The organism is Chitinophaga chungangae (genome assembly GCF_017742215.1).
Lineage (GTDB): Bacteria > Bacteroidota > Bacteroidia > Chitinophagales > Chitinophagaceae > Chitinophaga > Chitinophaga chungangae.
Genome location: NZ_JAGHKP010000001.1, coordinates 242,075 through 257,844, shown reverse-complemented (window position 1 = coordinate 257,844; position 15,770 = coordinate 242,075). Strand labels below are relative to the sequence as shown.

Annotated in this window: 17 protein-coding genes; 9 read left to right on the top strand and 8 right to left on the bottom strand. The window is 54.2% G+C overall.

Going from position 1 to position 15,770, the window contains the following annotated elements; genetic code table 11:
• Positions 1 to 3 precede the first annotated feature (3 nt).
• Together J7I43_RS01125 and J7I43_RS01120 are read right to left on the bottom strand one after the other, a co-directional pair.
• Complete coding sequence (locus J7I43_RS01125; RefSeq protein ID WP_209142389.1) at positions 4 to 210, bottom strand: hypothetical protein; 207 nt, start codon at positions 208 to 210, stop codon at positions 4 to 6.
• Entirely contained in the window at positions 207 to 617 is a 411-nt protein-coding gene (locus tag J7I43_RS01120; protein ID WP_209142387.1) for a class I SAM-dependent methyltransferase, read from the bottom strand. Before J7I43_RS01120 ends, J7I43_RS01125 begins: the two co-directional genes overlap by 4 nt.
• A 61-nt stretch (positions 618 to 678) precedes the next feature.
• On the opposite strand from J7I43_RS01120, the gene J7I43_RS01115 reads away from it, so the two are divergent.
• Genes J7I43_RS01115 through J7I43_RS01085 form a run of 7 tightly spaced genes read left to right on the top strand, consistent with a single transcriptional unit; the run spans position 679 to position 6,289 of the window.
• A complete protein-coding gene (locus J7I43_RS01115) occupies positions 679 to 1,032 on the top strand; it encodes an S-adenosylmethionine decarboxylase family protein (RefSeq protein WP_209142385.1) in 354 nt (117 codons plus the stop codon).
• A 3-nt stretch (positions 1,033 to 1,035) separates the two neighbouring features.
• On the top strand, positions 1,036 to 2,316 hold the full coding sequence (locus J7I43_RS01110; protein ID WP_209142383.1) for a DUF4178 domain-containing protein: 1,281 nt from the start codon (positions 1,036 to 1,038) through the stop codon (positions 2,314 to 2,316).
• Positions 2,306 to 2,497 carry a hypothetical protein gene (locus J7I43_RS01105; RefSeq protein ID WP_209142381.1) on the top strand — a complete coding sequence of 64 codons (192 nt, stop codon included), beginning with the start codon at positions 2,306 to 2,308 and terminating at the stop codon, positions 2,495 to 2,497. The genes J7I43_RS01110 and J7I43_RS01105 overlap by 11 nt, the downstream gene beginning before the upstream one ends.
• 10 nt (positions 2,498 to 2,507) lie before the next feature.
• Complete coding sequence (locus tag J7I43_RS01100; RefSeq protein WP_209142379.1) at positions 2,508 to 2,726, top strand: DUF350 domain-containing protein; 219 nt, start codon at positions 2,508 to 2,510, stop codon at positions 2,724 to 2,726.
• A 10-nt stretch (positions 2,727 to 2,736) separates the two neighbouring features.
• Positions 2,737 to 4,233: a polyamine aminopropyltransferase gene (locus J7I43_RS01095; protein ID WP_209142377.1), complete on the top strand. Its 1,497-nt coding sequence runs from the start codon at positions 2,737 to 2,739 to the stop codon at positions 4,231 to 4,233.
• 6 nt (positions 4,234 to 4,239) lie between these two features.
• Complete coding sequence (locus tag J7I43_RS01090) at positions 4,240 to 5,829, top strand: FAD-dependent oxidoreductase (RefSeq protein ID WP_209142375.1); 1,590 nt, start codon at positions 4,240 to 4,242, stop codon at positions 5,827 to 5,829.
• A gap of 58 nt (positions 5,830 to 5,887) precedes the next feature.
• Positions 5,888 to 6,289, top strand: coding sequence for a nuclear transport factor 2-like protein (locus tag J7I43_RS01085; protein ID WP_209142373.1), 402 nt, complete (start codon positions 5,888 to 5,890; stop codon positions 6,287 to 6,289).
• A 61-nt stretch (positions 6,290 to 6,350) separates the two neighbouring features.
• Here the strand turns inward: J7I43_RS01085 and J7I43_RS01080 are convergent, their stop codons facing one another.
• The 5 genes from J7I43_RS01080 to J7I43_RS01060 all read right to left on the bottom strand — a co-directional run bounded on the left by J7I43_RS01080 (position 6,351) and on the right by J7I43_RS01060 (position 14,510).
• Entirely contained in the window at positions 6,351 to 7,463 is a 1,113-nt protein-coding gene (locus tag J7I43_RS01080) for a TlpA disulfide reductase family protein (protein WP_209142371.1), read from the bottom strand.
• A 27-nt stretch (positions 7,464 to 7,490) separates the two neighbouring features.
• Positions 7,491 to 9,023: a RagB/SusD family nutrient uptake outer membrane protein gene (locus J7I43_RS01075; RefSeq protein WP_209142369.1), complete on the bottom strand. Its 1,533-nt coding sequence runs from the start codon at positions 9,021 to 9,023 to the stop codon at positions 7,491 to 7,493.
• 19 nt (positions 9,024 to 9,042) lie between these two features.
• Positions 9,043 to 12,498, bottom strand: a complete 3,456-nt coding sequence (locus tag J7I43_RS01070) for a SusC/RagA family TonB-linked outer membrane protein (protein ID WP_209142367.1) — start codon at positions 12,496 to 12,498, stop codon at positions 9,043 to 9,045.
• Between the two features lie 177 nt (positions 12,499 to 12,675).
• Entirely contained in the window at positions 12,676 to 13,836 is a 1,161-nt protein-coding gene (locus J7I43_RS01065; protein WP_209142365.1) for a FecR family protein, read from the bottom strand.
• Between the two features lie 65 nt (positions 13,837 to 13,901).
• Complete coding sequence (locus J7I43_RS01060) at positions 13,902 to 14,510, bottom strand: RNA polymerase sigma factor (protein ID WP_209142363.1); 609 nt, start codon at positions 14,508 to 14,510, stop codon at positions 13,902 to 13,904.
• 168 nt (positions 14,511 to 14,678) lie between these two features.
• Here J7I43_RS01060 and J7I43_RS01055 point away from each other — a divergent pair, with 168 nt between their 5' ends.
• Positions 14,679 to 14,978 (top strand): hypothetical protein, encoded by a 300-nt coding sequence (locus tag J7I43_RS01055; RefSeq protein WP_209142361.1) that lies wholly within the window; start codon positions 14,679 to 14,681, stop codon positions 14,976 to 14,978.
• A 34-nt stretch (positions 14,979 to 15,012) separates the two neighbouring features.
• Here the strand turns inward: J7I43_RS01055 and J7I43_RS01050 are convergent, their stop codons facing one another.
• Positions 15,013 to 15,165: a DUF2905 family protein gene (locus J7I43_RS01050; protein WP_209142359.1), complete on the bottom strand. Its 153-nt coding sequence runs from the start codon at positions 15,163 to 15,165 to the stop codon at positions 15,013 to 15,015.
• A 3-nt stretch (positions 15,166 to 15,168) separates the two neighbouring features.
• Here J7I43_RS01050 and J7I43_RS01045 point away from each other — a divergent pair, with 3 nt between their 5' ends.
• Complete coding sequence (locus J7I43_RS01045) at positions 15,169 to 15,750, top strand: hypothetical protein (RefSeq protein ID WP_209142357.1); 582 nt, start codon at positions 15,169 to 15,171, stop codon at positions 15,748 to 15,750.
• Positions 15,751 to 15,770 lie beyond the last annotated feature (20 nt).

The following is a 15,770-nucleotide window of genomic DNA, read 5'->3' as shown; positions in this document are numbered from 1 at the left end:
AAATTACGACCGCCGCCGGAAACCGCAAAACAGGAAATGTTGTGTGGTGTTGAATGGCGTGACATGATCTTCCGTTACGCAGCGGATCTTTTCGAAGTCATCGTTCAACAGGGCCGTCAGCCCGGCTTCGTTGTACTGTTTAATATCAAGGCGGCTGCATTTTTTTGAGCCGTTCTCGGTGAACGTGCCGATAGCGATATAGCCGCTCACGGCGCTCTGGCGGTATCCAGGTATCGCGCGATCTGTTCGGGCGTGGTCAGGAAATGAAAAGCGGCCCTGTCGTGCCAGACATCATACGTTTCTTCCGGCACAAACTCCGTAACGTCTGCCACGATCCATTTCACCGCAGATGCGCGTTTGCCGAGCCTTTCCTGCGCCCGCCGGAGCGCCGCTTCCGAAATGTCGAGCACCGAGATATTCTCATATCCTTCATCCAGCAGGAAATCCGCCAGTTTGCTGTCGCCTCCGCCGATATCGATAATGCGGGCATTTTCGGGCAGGTTGAAGCTCCTGATAAAGTCGAGCGAAATAACAGGAACGGCCTGCGTCCAGCTTACTTCGTGCGGTTGTTTGGACGAATAGACGTTCTCCCAATGCTGCTTTCGGTCTGTAGTCATATTGCAAGCTACTGAATTGCCGGAAATTTGGTTATTCCAACGAGAAAGTTAATTTCGCCATATGACCTATACTCCCGGCCTTCATTTACTGGCCACCGCCCATGTACCTGAACCAGCGCTTTTACGGTCTTCGGCGCCCTGGGCCCGCTTCATCCGCGAACAAACGGCCGCGTACGGCCTGCAGGAAGTAGGCGCAGCCTTTCACGATTTCCCCGGCGGCGGCTTTACCGGTGTGATCTGCCTCACGGAATCGCATATTTCCATTCATACATGGCCCGAATACAAGTTGTTCACCTACGACGTGTTCCTGTCCAATTTCAGCAGGAACAACGACGAAACCACCCGCGCCCTCATGGAAAACACACTGCGTTTTTTCCAGGTCACGGAGCATACACTCGAAACCCTCCGCAGATAACCTATGCCTGATTCTCCACATACCATCGTTTGCCCGGACTGCCGCCACGTGCATGAAAGCTGGAATGCCGATACGGAATATTTCGGCTGCAGCGAATGCGCTTCCTGGTTTCAGAAAAAAGACGGCCGGTTCGTAAAACTGCTCCGCAACGCAAAAGCTACCACCTCTCCCGTTTTGGAGCCCGGCGAAACCGGCATCATCGACGGACAGGAATACCGCATGATGGGCTTCGCGCAGCGCAATGAGCCCGGGCAGCCCGAACGCTGGCAGGAATACTGGCTCAAAGATGTGCTCACCGGCAAAACCGTATGGCTGTCTGAATACAACGGCCACTGGCTGTTCGTGCAGAACATCCCCGAAACCGAACTGACGCCGGAATTAAAAAAACAGCTGGAAGAAGACAAGATCGCAGTCTATCAAAACGAAGACTTCGAGCTGTTCACCGAATACAAAGCCGTGTATTACCATCTTTCCGGCGAATTCCCCTACGACCCTACGACCGAAAAAGCAGTCGTTTGCCGGGAATATATCGCCCCGCCGCTGCTGCTCGCGCTGGAGAACGACCAGGGCGACAAAGACTATTCCATCTCTCGGTACATGCGGCCCCGGGATATGAAAAAAGCGTTCAATCTCAAATATTACCTGCCCATCCGCGAAGGCGTAAGCCCCGCGCAGCCTTTTAGCCGGTGGTTCACCAGCGGCGAAGTGATCGTAACGGCGCTCATTTTCTGCGCTATCGTTTTCATCGCGCAATATTTTTACGCGTCCAACGCGATGTACAAAGAAGTGTACAGCCATGTAGTGCAGGTAAACGACAGCACCGTGGCCAAACCCATCGTCTCGCCATCGTTCGAGATCACCGGCGGCGTATCCAACCTGGAAGTTTCGAGTTACGCGATATTGAGTAACAACTGGGTGGAAGCGGCCATCGACCTGGTGAACGAACAGACCGGGGAAGAAAAAAGTTTCGCCACCGGCGTGGAATATTATCATGGGGTAGACGGCGGCGAATCCTGGTCCGAAGGCTCGATGGGCACCAAAGAGCTGCTTTGCACTGTTGAGCCGGGCCGGTATCATATGGTCGTCAACCTGTTCAAAGACCAATCGGTCGACGGCGCGGAGCTGAACATCGTGCTGCGGCAAGACGTGGCTACCTGGTGGAACGCGCTCTGGGCCATGGGCATCATGGCGGGTTTTGCGGCCATCGTATTTGCATGGGAGAACAATTTTGAGAAAAACCGCTGGTACAACAGCCCTTTCACAACTTACACATATGACGAATAAAAGGATCAGGCCATACCTGGCGCCCGGCATTGTAGCGGCCTGCCTGCTGGTGCTTTACATGTACGGCAACGTGCGCGCGATCAGGTATTGCAATTGTAAAAACACGGAAGACTGGAAGCCGGGCGAGGAAAGGTCCGCCGCCAGGGGCTCTTCCGGGCGCAGTCATTTTTATCATAAATAAAACAACCTATATGTCAGACGTATTACAACTGAAGTACATCGTAGCGTCCATCGTTTATTCCGTTATCGGCATCATCATCCTGCTGGTATCTTTCTGGATCATCGAAAAATTAACGCCGGAAAACACCTGGAAAGAGCTGGTGCAAAATAAAAACATGGCCATCGCGGTCGTATTCGCGGCGTATATCATTGCCATCGCCATTATTATCAGTTCGGCGATCCATGGATAACCCGCGTTCCATGCATTTGCTGCTGCTGTTATCGGTGTTCGTGATCGCCACCTGCGGGCTGATCTACGAGCTGGTTGCGGGCACGCTGGCGAGTTACCTGCTGGGCGATTCCGTCACGCAGTTTTCCACCATCATCGGCGCGTACCTGTTCTCGATGGGCATCGGCGCGTTCTTTTCGAGGTATTTCACCCGCAACCTGCTCAGCTGGTTCATCCAGCTGGAAATACTCGTGGGTTTCGTAGGCGGCGTCAGCTCCTGTTTACTTTTTATGCTGTTCGACCAGGTGGCCTCTTTCCGCCTGATCCTTTACCTGCTGGTGGGCATTACCGGCACGCTGGTAGGGCTGGAGATCCCGCTGCTGATGAATATTCTGAAGAACCGCATGGAGTTCCAGGACCTCGTGTCCAAAGTTTTCACCTTCGACTACATCGGCGCGCTGCTGGCTTCCATTATTTTTCCTTTGATGCTGGTGCCGCAATTGGGGTTGATGCGCACTTCCTTTTTCTTCGGCATCCTAAACGTGGCCGTGGCCATGGTGGTACTGGTGAAGTTCAGAAAAGAAGTGAAATGGGCGCGTTACCTGACTTTCCAGTCGGTGATCGTGATCCTGCTGCTGACGGCTGGTTTCGCGTATGCGGATAGGTTGATGCATATGGCGGAGAGCCTTGCGTTTAACGAGCAGGTCATTTTTTCCAAATCATCGCCTTACCAGCGCATCGTACTCACGCGTAACAAAGACGATCTGCGCCTGTACCTCAACGGCAACCTGCAATTCAGCGCGCGCGACGAATACCGTTACCACGAAGCGCTGGTGCATCCGCCCATGATGTGCCACCAGCAGCCGGCCAACGTGCTGATCCTTGGCGGGGGCGACGGGCTGGCGGCGCGGGAAGTGTTGAAATATCCGTCTGTGCGGCAGGTTACGCTGGTCGATCTCGACCCCGCCGTTACCGAATTGTTCACCGGCAATAAGATGCTGGAAAAGCTCAACCAGGGCAGCCTCCGGCACCCGAAGCTGAAAGTGGAGAACGAAGACGCGTTCCAGTGGCTCCGCCATCAAAATAAAACCTTCGATGTCGTGATCATCGACTTCCCCGACCCTTCCAGTTATTCCGTCGGGAAGCTGTACACCAATACATTTTACCGGCTGCTGCGCGGTGTGCTGACCACAGAAAGCACCGTGGTGGTGCAATGCACCTCTCCTTTCGTGGCCCCGCAATCGTTCTGGTGCATCAACACCACTTTGCAGCAATCCGGGTACGCCACCCTTCCTTATCATTGTTATGTACCTTCGTTCGGGGAATGGGGATACATCATGGCTTCGCCGGGAAACGTCGCTGATAAGGGTTTGCCGCTACCGCAGCATCTCCGCTCGTTTTCGCGGGAGGCTTTCGCGCAAATGTCTTTTTTCGCGGAAGACATGCGGGCGGTCAACCTGCCCGTCAACAAACTGAACAACCAGGCGCTCGTTCATTTCTTCGAAAAGGAATGGGCCGTTTATCAATAACAGGAAATGAAGCTTTCGCGCAGTGAGTTTTTACGGTATATGGCCCTGCTGGCCGGCGGCGCTTACGTGGCGGGATGCCATGAAGGCGGCCGGTACAATCACATCACCGGCAAAATCACCGGCGCTTCCGCAGCTGTCGGTCATCGTTTGCGCGAAGGGCAGCTGCCGGCTCCTCAACAGGAAATACGCACCAAAGTGCTGATCGCCGGGGGCGGCATTGCGGGCCTCAGCGCGGCCAGGGCGCTGTCGCTGGCAGGCATGGAAGATTTTTTGCTGGTAGAACTGGAAGCATCCACCGGCGGCAATTCTGCTTCCGGCAGCAACGATCTCACGCAATACCCGCTGGGCGCGCATTACCTGCCGCTTCCCAACCCTGAAAATATTTCCCTGCTCAACCTACTGGAAGAAGCTGGCATTCTGACCGGTTATGAAAACGGTGTGCCTGCGTACGAAGAAACTTCGCTTTGTTTCGAGCCTTCGGAACGTTTGCTGTACAATGGCCGCTGGCAGGAAGGGCTGATCCCGCAATTCGGCATCGGCCCGAAGGATGAAACAGAGATCCGCCGGTTCCTGGCGCTGATGCAAACGTACCGCGACAAAAAAGGCGCGGACGGGAAATGGGCGTTCGACATACCGGTGGCCAACAGTTCTTCCGACGCCGTCTTCACTTCGCTGGACTGTTCGACCATGGCGGGTTTCCTGCGGAAGGAAAATTTCACCAGCGAACCGCTTTTGTGGTATATCAATTATTGCTGCCGAGACGATTATGGCGCGGGAATTGAAGTAGTGTCTGCCTGGGCGGGCATCCACTACTTCGCGTCACGCCGCGGCAGGGCAGCTAATGCAGACAGCAGCGCGGTGCTCACCTGGCCCGAAGGCAACGGCAGGCTGGTGCGGCATCTGCGGAAGTTCAGCGAAAAACAGACCATGACCGGAACGCTCGCGTACCAGGTGGAGCAGGTAGGAAATGAAGTGCAGGTGCATGTTTGGGACCATCAAAAACAACAAACCACGAAGATCATCGCGGAACATTGTATACTGGCCATACCGCAGTTCATTGCAGGCAGGCTTTTACAGTACGAAACGCCCTCACATTTTACATATGCGCCCTGGCTGGTAGCCAATATCACCCTCAACCGGCTGCCCGAAGAAAAAGGCGCGCCGCTCAGCTGGGACAATGTGATGTATAACCAGCAATGCCTCGGCTACATCACCGCGCAACACCAGTCGCTGCGGCAATCGCCGGAAAAGGTGCAGGTAATTTCCCTGTACTGGCCGCTCGACCAGCTGGAGCCCACCGCTTCGCGGCACAACGCGCTGAAACTGGAACATAAGGACTGGGTAGACCAATGCATGACACAGCTGGAAAAAATGCATCCCGGCATTTACCGCCAGGTAAACAACATCGATGTGCAGGTGTGGGGCCATGGCATGGTACGGCCTATTCCCGGATTTATGACCGCTCCCAAACCCACGGAGCCGGAACGCATCAGCTTCGCGCATTCCGATCTCAGCGGTGTTTCCGTGTTCGAAGAAGCGTTTTACCACGGAGAAAGAGCCGCGAAGCGGTATTTAAATTCTGCAGCACATTCTTAGGATTTTGTAACCCCGGCCGCGCGCAGCGGCGTAACATTGCATCATAAACCCGATGAACATGTCACTCTTAAAAATTGTTATGCTGGTAGCCCTCACATCCTGCGGTTACGGGCACGATCATTCAAACATCAAAAACATGGATACTTCATTGCTCACCCATCCCATCGTTAAAGACGCGATAGACGCATTACAGGCCGGAAAGGCGGATGCCTGGTTCGCGCTGTTCACCGCAGACGCGGAATTGTACGACGACGGCAACAAAATGGACCTCAAAAAATTCTTTGGCGCAGCGATCGGCCACGAACGCTTTACCAGCATCGATAAAGTGGAGAACAAGGGGTTGGACGTGTACGGCCGCTTCCACAGCGACAAATGGGGCGATTTTAAAACCTACATGAAATTCCACGTCAATGCGGAAGGGAAGATCTATAAACTGGAGATAGGACAGGCGGATTATTAAAAGTGCGGGCCAGTTGGTTTTTGACTGAACGGCAGGGTACCGACCGGCCCGCTGAAAATCTTTAGTTCAATATTTCGGACAGTTTGACAGCCAGCTCTTCACCGCGCAGGTTCTTCGCCACAATCCTGCCTTTCGGATCGATGAGGAAGTTTTGCGGGATGGCCTGTACATGGTAAATGTCGGAGGCTTTTTCTTCGTCGAGGTCGATCAGCTGCGTCCAGGGGAGGCCATCATCTTTGATGGCTTTCAGCCAGGCGGCGCGCAGGCGTTCATTGTCCAGTGAAACGCCGAGCACGGTGAAGTTCTTCGATTTAAATTCGTTGTAAGCTTTCACCACGGCCGGATTTTCCGCGCGGCAGGGTTTGCACCACGAAGCCCAGAAATCCACCAGCACGTATTTCCCACGGTAATCGGAAAGTTTCACGGCTTTGCCTTCCGTGTCTTTCTGCACAAATTCCGGCGCCATCGCTCCTATTTCCGTGCGTTTCAACCTTGCGATCGTTTCCGCATAGGCCTTTCCTTTGGCGGTTTGTTTCACTTCGCCGGACAGTTTGTTGTACAGCGGCTCCAGGTCTTTGGCTTCCGGAAACAGCCCCCCGTAAGAATCCAGCAGATCGAGGCTTACCACGGTGGCGGGATTTGCATTGATGAACGCGCCATAGATCTGTTTTCGCGCTTTGTCAACCGAATCGTAACCGGCTTCGCGTTTTTTACGCGTTTCTTCAGTCGCTTTTTCTTCTTTGGACAACGCGGCAAATTCAGCGGACATTTCTTTCCCGCGTTTCACTACCGGCGCCAGCGCCTGTTGCAACTTCGCATAATAGCGGTTCGCTTCACCGCCTTCTATTTTCGCATCGGACAATTTATTTTCGCCGGTGATGGTAATGGTGGTATTTTCCAGGTATACGGTCGCAAAGTCGCGCCCTTCGGCGCCTGCGGCCTGCAGGTTAAGGTTGGCGGCTATCGGTTCGGCCACTTTCCCTTTCAGTTCGAAGGAGCCGTTTTTTACCTCGGCGGAATCTCTTACGTAAGTTTCCCCGGAACGGTAACCGACATACACTTTCGCCGGTTCCTTTACACCGCTGATATGCCCTTTGATGGTATAAGAAGGCGCGCTCTGCGCGAAGGTTATGATTGGAGCGGCCACGATGGCTGCGATCAAAATTGGTTTCATGTAATGTTTCATGTTCAACGGTTGTTTTTAGTTAAAGGGCCTCGAATCCGGCGCGATGCCCCATTGCGGGTTAAAGATCAATACGGAGTTGGTTTTCGGAAGCACGAACACCGGGTCGTCTATTTTATTTTCAAAAGTTTCCGTGCCCAGCGTATGCACGATCGTGGTTTTTCCCCAGGGTTTGCCCGGCTCCAGGCAAAGCCGTTTCAGGTCGAAGAAACGTTTGAGATGCGCCAGCGGCAACTCCCTGCGGCGCTCTTCCAGCACGAGCTGTATCACCGCGTCCTGCCCGGCGGGCATGGCCAGATCGGGCGTGCCGGTCACCATCCGGTATTTTCGCAGCAGGTTCACGTCTGCCATCGCCTCGGCCAGCCGGTTGGTGCGCGCGTATCCTTCCGCACGCATCAGCAGCAGTTCCGGGAAGCTGAAACCCGCCGTTATCTGGAATCTCGACAGGCCGCCGCTGATCGTTTCCCCACGGAAATATTGCAGCTTGGTACCATCGTTGTAAGTAACGCCGTTGTAGGTGGTTTTGTAACCCGGCGCTTCGAGCAGGTAATATTGGTAACGCAGGTCGTTCGTTTTGTCGAACAGCGCAATGTACTCGTCTGAAGGATAAGAATAATTGGACCTGCCTGACCTTATGTCGGATGCGCGAAAGAAAAGTATCTCGCGGCTGGTGGGCAGGTTGATCTTGCTGTCCGGGCTGTTCACCTGGCTGGCGGTAGGATTCGCCGGGTTCACCAGCGAAAGCGTATTAAAATCATACAGCACTTTATCCACTCCGTTGGCCGCAGCGGCCGTCCATGCAAGGTTCGCATAATATGCTACGCTGTCGTATTTCTGTGTGAACAGGTGATAATAAGCCAGCATGGCCTGCGTCGTCATTTTATTCGCGCGCGAAGGGTGATTGGTCGCTTCGGGAATGTTGGGCAGCGCGGCGTGCAGGTCGGACAATACTTTGGAAAACACCTCTTCCTGCGTGGAAAGGTCGGGCATGGGCGCGTCCACATCCGCGGAAGTGAGGTACGGGATCGTTTTGGTATCGTTCGTTCCGCCCGGCCTGTACACGGGGCCGTACACGAGCGTAGTGTGAAAATAGCTCCAGGCACGGGCCACGTATGCCTGTGCCATCACCGCGTCCGCCTCTTCCGCGTTTTCTGGATTGCGTATTTCTTTCACACCTTCGATCACGTTGTTGATGTATTTCATGGAACGGTAAGTGCCCCATTCCCAGAAATAATCGGCCAGCGTAGGGTTCTTGAACGGCGGGCGGAAAATGTAGCCGTAATAACAGTCGATGTTCGGGCTGTTGTTGGCTTTGTAATAAATTTTACCGATGCCTTCAGAAAGCGTGAGATTGTCCGTCATATACGCCAGCAGCGAAGTGCTGTTGTTGTTGAGGAAAGGATAACGCACGATGTCCTGGTTGTCCAGCAAATGATTGAACTCCGCGACCTCGGTGGGTATCAGCTTCCCTTTCGGTTTTACGTCGAGGAACTTGTTGCAGGCAGCCAGCGAAGCGGCGGCGGCGAAAAGTAATATCGAATGTAGTCGCATGACCATGTAGTGTTAAGTTTTAAAAATTGGCGCGGAGGCCGAGATAAAATTCGGGCATGGGCCGCCAGGGCGTAAAACCAAGCTCCGCCTGCGAAGCGTTGGGCTCGTTCAGCTCATAGGCTTCAGGGTCCAGCTTGTCGCTGTTGGCCGCCCACATAAACAGGTTGCGGCCCTGCAGCATGATGCTGGCGTTGCCGATGCCGGCTTTCCGCAGCAATGATTTATTAAAATTATAGGTGATGGACGCGTCGCGGAGCTTGATGAAGTTGCCGCTTTCGATGAAAATGTCTGACAACGGGTAATAAAAGAAATCAAACGAGAGCGCGTTCAGCGCGGGGAAATTCGTGTATTTTTCATCCCCCGGCTTTTTCCAGCGTTTACCCACATCCTCATGCTGAATTGCGTTACCGTCGTACGAATAACGGCGCATGATGTTCCCCGTTTTCGCCAGCAGCATAAACGCCAGTTCGAAGTTTTTGTAGCGGAAAGTATTGGTCAGGCTATACGCGAACTTCGGGCGCAAGGTGCCCATATAGATCACATCGTCTACCGCAACTGCGCCGCCGCCTACTTTCTCGCCTTTCTGATTGTAGTATTGCGCCGCGCCATTGGCGTCGAGACCGGCGAAACGGAATGCGTACAATGCGTTGGCTGGCAGCCCTTCCTTGTTCACTGAAACCTGTGTGAGCGAAGTGGAGAACGGGTAATTGACGTTATATTCCACCACTTTGTTCGCATTATAGCTCATGGTGCCGAGCACGCCCCAGGAGAAATCGCCGCTTTTGATCAGATCGCCGTCCACAGCCAGTTCCAAGCCGGTATTGTTGATCTGTCCCACGTTTCTCACCAGCGAAGTGTAGCCCAGCGTGGGGTCTACTGGGTCTGAAGCCAGCAGTTCCTTGCTTTTGCGCAGGTAGTAGTCGATGGATACGTTGATCCTGGAGAACAGGCTCATGTCCGTTCCGAAATTGGTCGTGTTGGTGCGTTCCCAACGGAGCGAGTTGTTGGGCGGCGAAGAAATGTTGTATGAAATGTCGCCGGTAAGATCGGAGTAGCTGCCCGGCGCGATGATCAGGAAGGGCCCGGAGTTGAGGGAAATATTCCCGTTCACGCCGAAAGAGCCTCTCACATACAATTTGCTCAGCCAGGGCACGTGAAAGAATTGTTCGTTGGACAACTTATACGTGCCGCCCGCAGACCACAGCGGTTTGTAGCGGAAACGCGGATCGGTACCGAAGAAGTTCGTCTGGTCCAGGCGGATGCTGCCGCTTACGAGAAACCGGCGGTCGAATTCATACGAAGCATTGGCATACCAGGAAACGAAGCGGTTGTCTCTGAAAGCGATAGAACCGATGCTGGCCGTGGGTTTGCCGCTGGATTGCAACATATCGGCGTTATAATTCCCGGCGATGTAATCCGCATAGTTAAAAGTGGCGAACGTGCCCGCCTGGTCGCTGTAACCGAAACGCGTCGGGAAGGCGTTATAGTCCTGCACGTTGCGGCTCACTTCTGAACCGGCGATGGCGATCAGGCTGTGTTTGCCGAAGCTGCGGCTGAAATTCAGCTGCGAGCGCAGCGTATACGCCTGGTTCACATTCCGCGATTCGTTCACCATATCGCCGTCCGGGATGTAATGTTTGGACGGGTTGGAAACGGAAGTGGCGTCGTTGTAACCCATGCGCATGCGGTAAGAATCTTTGCCGGATACGCTGCGGGTGAAGGAATTACCGCGCGTCCAGCTGCCGCCCGCGTCGAGGGTGAGGCCTTTTGCCAGCACGATGTTGATGTTGCCGCCGATGCGGAACTGGAAATTTTGCGTGCGGGTGATTTCCTGCCCGAGGTCGGTCAGCGGGTTGTAATTCATCGGTTTCAGGCCGGGGATGGCGTCGTAGCGGGCCACTTTGTTGAGGTTGGTGGCGTAGATATCCTGCGGCTGGCCGGTGGCGGGATCTACCACGAGATCGTAAGGGTGTATGATGTATTGCGAATAATAGTTGAGAAAGTCGCTCATGGGCCGCAGCGGCGCCTGTGCAGTATTGTAGTTAATGTTGGAGAACAGGCGGAAGGAAAGGAATTTCGCGGGTTTCCAGTCGTTGCGCACGTCCATGATCAGCCGGTTGTCTTTGGCATACAACGTATTGCCGCGGTTGCCGATGAACTTTGCGGAAGCGGCCGTCTGGCTTTTTTCATTCCCGCCGGACAACATGATGTTATGCTGTTGTGTAAGCTGGTTACGGAAAAGATAATCCTGCAGCTGCCCGATGCCGTCGTTGGTGCGTAGTTTGGCGAGCTCCGCTTCCACCTCGCGGGTGCTCATAAAACCGCGCGCTTCCGCTACTTTCAGGTAGTTGACGCGGGAAAGATAACGGTAGCCGTTGTAGCTGTTGTTGTAAGAGTTCGGGTTTTGCGCGTAAATGTCCAGTTCGGCGTCTACGTAATCGGCCGCGCTGGCGCGTTTCAGGTAAGAAAGATCGGGCGCTTTGGTAACGCCGAACGATCCGTTGTACTGTATGTTGAGCGTGCCTCTTTTTCCGTGTTTGGTGGTCACCACGATCACGCCGTTGGAGGAACGCGCGCCGTAGATCGACGCGGCTACGCCATCTTTGAGGATCGTCACGCTTTCGATGTTGTCTATATTGAGCGTTTCGAGGCCGCCGGTGATGGGGAAGCCGTCTACAATAATGAGCGGCGCCCTTTCGTCGAGCATAAAAGTAGATACGCCGCGCACTTCGATATTGCCTTCGCGGGTTACCTGCATGCCAGCCACCTGCCCTTCCAGGGCCGATTTCAGGTCGGGGCGCAATTTATTTTCCAGCTGCTTGCCGTTGACGATGGAAAACGAGCCGGTGGCCCTTTCGCGCGGGATGCTCTGGTAACCGGTATTCAGCGTTACCGCCACTTCGGTGATGGTAGTGCTTTCGCGGCTGAGCGTGACCAGGATGGGAATGGAATTGATCACTTTAAATTCCAGCGTTTTAAAACCCACGTAAGAGATCAAGAGAATGTCGCCGGTATTGGCCTGCAACGTAAACTGCCCGTTCACGTCCGACACGGTGGACACGTTGGAGCCTTTCACGCGCACGGACGCTCCGGCGAGAAAACCACCGAGGGAATCCATCACCACGCCGCTCACCGGGAAAAATGCGGGCGCCGCCGCGGGAGGATCTGCCGTGCGGACGGCCGGTTTTTTACGGATGAAAACGGTCTGTTTTTCCTGCGTAAATTCCAGCGGCTGGTCTTTCAGCACCAATGCCAGGAAAGAAGACAGCGGCATGTCTCTCACGTCCACCGACACCGGTTTCGATTCTTTCAGCAATTGTTTGCTGATAAACACCACGTTCCCCGTTTGTTTTTCTATTTCCGTAAAGATCCGCTCCAGCGGCACCTGCCGGCCGGAGTAAGTGATGTTTTGCGCGGCGGAGCCGGCGGAAACATGTAAACAAACCGCCAGGAGCAAAAAGGTGGTCCATCTCATGACGCGTGCAATTTTGGTTGAAATCCGGAACCGCGCCTTCAAAGGCGGGACATGAGGGTTCCGGTCACAAAAAGTTTTAAAAAACATACTTTTGTAACGGTTTCTGGTTGATTAATTAAGGTATAGCCTGAAACTTCGGCCGCTTCGTGGTTCAGACGGAGCGGCTATTTTTGCCGGTCATGGCAGCACGACCAGTTTTTTCCCATTGTCTTCCAGTTTAAAATGTATGCCGGTCGCTTCCAGCCCGTTCAGCACCTGGAGCAGCGTGAGATTGCGGCCCATCTTGCCCCAGAATTCGGTGTCGGGAACGTTGCCCCTGTATTCCACTTCTATATCGTACCATCTCGACAATTGTTTCATTACTTCTTTCAGCTTCGCGTCTTTAAAATTGAACACCCCGTTCTTCCACGCCATCACTTTTTCGATGTCCACCCCGTTCATCACGCTCACGCCGGTATTCACCCGCGCCTGCTGACCGGGTTTGAGCAGGGCGGAACGCCCGCCCGTTCCAACTTTCACCGCGCCGCTCAGCAGCGTAGCGGCAATTTCGCTTTCATCTTCATACGCATTGACGTTAAAATTCGTGCCCAGCACTTCAATGGTGGCGCGGTTGGCAACGTTCACGCGGAACGGCAGGGCCGCATCTTTCGCCACTTCAAAATATGCTTCGCCGGAAACCTCCACCAGCCGCTCCTTTCCACGGAAAGCCGTGGGGAAACGCAAGGAAGATTCCGCGTTGAGCCATACGCCGGTGCCATCGGGCAGGGTGATCCTGAACTGGCCACCGCGTGGGGTTTTGAGCGTATTGTAACTTATCTCCGAAGCATCGTCCGCCGCCTCGTAACGCAACTGTCCGGCCTGCTGGCGGATGGCCGTAGAGCCTTGCCGGATCACCTGGTTGCCCGCGCTGTCCAGCGTTACCGTAGAGCCGTCTGCCAGTACCAGCACGGCTTTGCTGCCGCCGGGCGCTACGTCGGTCACGGTTTGGGCTACGGTTTGCTGATCGGGAGATTTCGGCCGCAACAGGTAAGCGGCGGCGGCGATCAGTAAAATGGCGGCGGCAGCGGCGGCCCAGCGATAAAGCCTGTACGTTTTAGCCGGCCGGCGGAGCGCGGTGGTTTTCCGCCAGACTGTTTCGCGGTCGTAACCGTTCCATTCCCTGAATTGCAATTCCAGCGCCATTTCATCGTTCAACTCTTCCCAAACCGCCCTGTTATCGGGCGATGCGGCAAGCCATTCGTCCAGGAGCGCCTGCTCGTTTTCGCTGAGCGGCTGGCCGGCCCAGTGTTTGCGGAGCGCCTCGCGGAGCTGTTCGTTGAATGAGAGATCGGGTTGCATATATGATTAAAACGACCGGCGCGCAAAAACGCAGCAGAACAGGCAGGAATTTTTTAAAAAAGATTTTATTTGCTGAAATAACCGGCCTCGTAAACGGCCCAAAGCGCAAGCGCTGCGTCCAGCAGCTTTTTATCTTTCAGCGATGCCCTGAGCAGGGCTAGCGCCCTCGATCTGTCCGCCCTCACATGATTTTCGGCTTTATTGGTACGAAGGGCGATTTCCTGCACGGAAAGCTCCTCTTTAAAACTTAATTCCAGCACCACACGGTATTTTTCCGGAAGTTTACCGATCTCCGCGAAAATCACTGCCAGCAGTTCGGCCTGCATCATCCGCGATTCGGAAAAGGTGTCCGCCTCGCCCGGAACGGCCGCCAGCTGCTGATGCGCATGGCTCACCACTTCCTTGTGTTTGAGCAGGTCCAGGCATTGATTCCTGACGGTGGTATATAAAAAAGAACGGATGGCCGCCAGCGAACTGAAACCGTCGCGGCGCAACCAGAGCTTGTGAAAAGCCTGTGCGGCCATGTCTTCCGCCTCTTCCTTCTGCCCCGTGAATTTACCCGCGAAAAAACACAAAGGCCTGAACAGGAGGTCGAACACCTGGCGGAACGCCTGTTCGTCTCCTTTGGAGAAATCCGCCAAAATGGCCTGGTTGATATCTGTTCCTCCGTTCATCCCCCTTTACTGATAAGGGTTAAAGATATAAAATTGTAGGGATTGGCGGCGGATGGGCGAACAACGTACTAACTCCCGGCGGAAAGAAGTATTTATACGCTTGCCCGCGCTGCGAAGCCGGTCTAATTTTCCGGCACGTACTCCTATCTCACCATTCCCGCTCCCAATGTGCTTAAAACGGATGTACTGGAAAAAAATACCATCCTGTTATATGTTTATACTTCCGATTTCCAGGGTTGGGGCATTGTGCCTTATCATACGGAAAGAAATATCCGCGTGACCGCGGAGATCAGGGTGGGCAGCGTGCTGATGCGCAAAGACCAGAACGGCACGCCTACCACGCAATCGTGGCATCACAAGATCAGGCTGGTGATCATCCGCAACACGGCCGCCAACACGTTGAGCAGGGCGCAGGCCCCTGGCGCGGAGGAGATTGCGGCATACCCGGCCGTAAAGGAGCTTTATTAACCGGATATCATGGTAGCTCCGGAATGTTCCGGGGCTACTTTCCCAACCGCTGGATCACCCACATCACCAGCGAAAGCAGGATGCTCACCAGGATCATGGTCGTAACGGGAATGTAGATGCTGTGGCATTCGCGCGACAGATGTGATGTTTTGCATGCAGTCCGTGTCCGGAAATTTATTATTTTCATTGCATGAACACCCGCATATTTTCCGGAGCCATTCTTTTTCTCCTGCTGTTCCTTTCAGCGGGCGCCTTTGCGCAAACGGCCGTGGTAGACGTTACACAAGGTCTTCACAAATGGATCAAAGAGATGAACAACAGCGTGGACAAATATTTTTCGCAAGACAGGGGCTCGGAACAATACGAGCGCCTGGACGAGCTGAAAAACGGGCTGACCGGCTACATGAAAACCCGCAAAAGGCTTTCCGACAGCCTGATCCGCGCCAATGCCACGCCCGGTAAACGGGACGACAACGCGCTGGAATCGATCAAAATAGGCATGAGCACCGTGATGGGACAAATGCGCGGAATTTCCAACCTGCTGAGCGAAGACCTGCGGGCCGAAGGCGATAAACTGAACGACGATATTTACAACGCCATGTATGGCGAACAGCCCCGGTATTTGTCTCACCTGGAAGCCTTTCTCGCGGGAACGGAGGTCACCAAAAAAGACCTGGCCGTGGAAAGCGTGGCGGCGTACGACCGGTTGAACGAATGCATCAACCTGATCACCGACCTCCAGGGAAAACTGAACAGGAAACTGAAGAAATAACAACGACAAAGTTGTGTTTG

Coding starts and splice junctions, on each gene's coding strand:
- J7I43_RS01120 (WP_209142387.1), bottom strand. CDS start 617: ATGACTACAGACCGAAAGCAGCATTGGGAGAACGTCTATTCGTCCAAA.
- J7I43_RS01115 (WP_209142385.1), top strand. CDS start 679: ATGACCTATACTCCCGGCCTTCATTTACTGGCCACCGCCCATGTACCT.
- J7I43_RS01110 (WP_209142383.1), top strand. CDS start 1,036: ATGCCTGATTCTCCACATACCATCGTTTGCCCGGACTGCCGCCACGTG.
- J7I43_RS01105 (WP_209142381.1), top strand. CDS start 2,306: ATGACGAATAAAAGGATCAGGCCATACCTGGCGCCCGGCATTGTAGCG.
- J7I43_RS01100 (WP_209142379.1), top strand. CDS start 2,508: ATGTCAGACGTATTACAACTGAAGTACATCGTAGCGTCCATCGTTTAT.
- J7I43_RS01095 (WP_209142377.1), top strand. CDS start 2,737: ATGCATTTGCTGCTGCTGTTATCGGTGTTCGTGATCGCCACCTGCGGG.
- J7I43_RS01090 (WP_209142375.1), top strand. CDS start 4,240: ATGAAGCTTTCGCGCAGTGAGTTTTTACGGTATATGGCCCTGCTGGCC.
- J7I43_RS01085 (WP_209142373.1), top strand. CDS start 5,888: ATGTCACTCTTAAAAATTGTTATGCTGGTAGCCCTCACATCCTGCGGT.
- J7I43_RS01080 (WP_209142371.1), bottom strand. CDS start 7,463: ATGAAACCAATTTTGATCGCAGCCATCGTGGCCGCTCCAATCATAACC.
- J7I43_RS01075 (WP_209142369.1), bottom strand. CDS start 9,023: ATGCGACTACATTCGATATTACTTTTCGCCGCCGCCGCTTCGCTGGCT.
- J7I43_RS01070 (WP_209142367.1), bottom strand. CDS start 12,498: ATGAGATGGACCACCTTTTTGCTCCTGGCGGTTTGTTTACATGTTTCC.
- J7I43_RS01065 (WP_209142365.1), bottom strand. CDS start 13,836: ATGCAACCCGATCTCTCATTCAACGAACAGCTCCGCGAGGCGCTCCGC.
- J7I43_RS01060 (WP_209142363.1), bottom strand. CDS start 14,510: ATGAACGGAGGAACAGATATCAACCAGGCCATTTTGGCGGATTTCTCC.
- J7I43_RS01050 (WP_209142359.1), bottom strand. CDS start 15,165: ATGAAAATAATAAATTTCCGGACACGGACTGCATGCAAAACATCACAT.
- J7I43_RS01045 (WP_209142357.1), top strand. CDS start 15,169: ATGAACACCCGCATATTTTCCGGAGCCATTCTTTTTCTCCTGCTGTTC.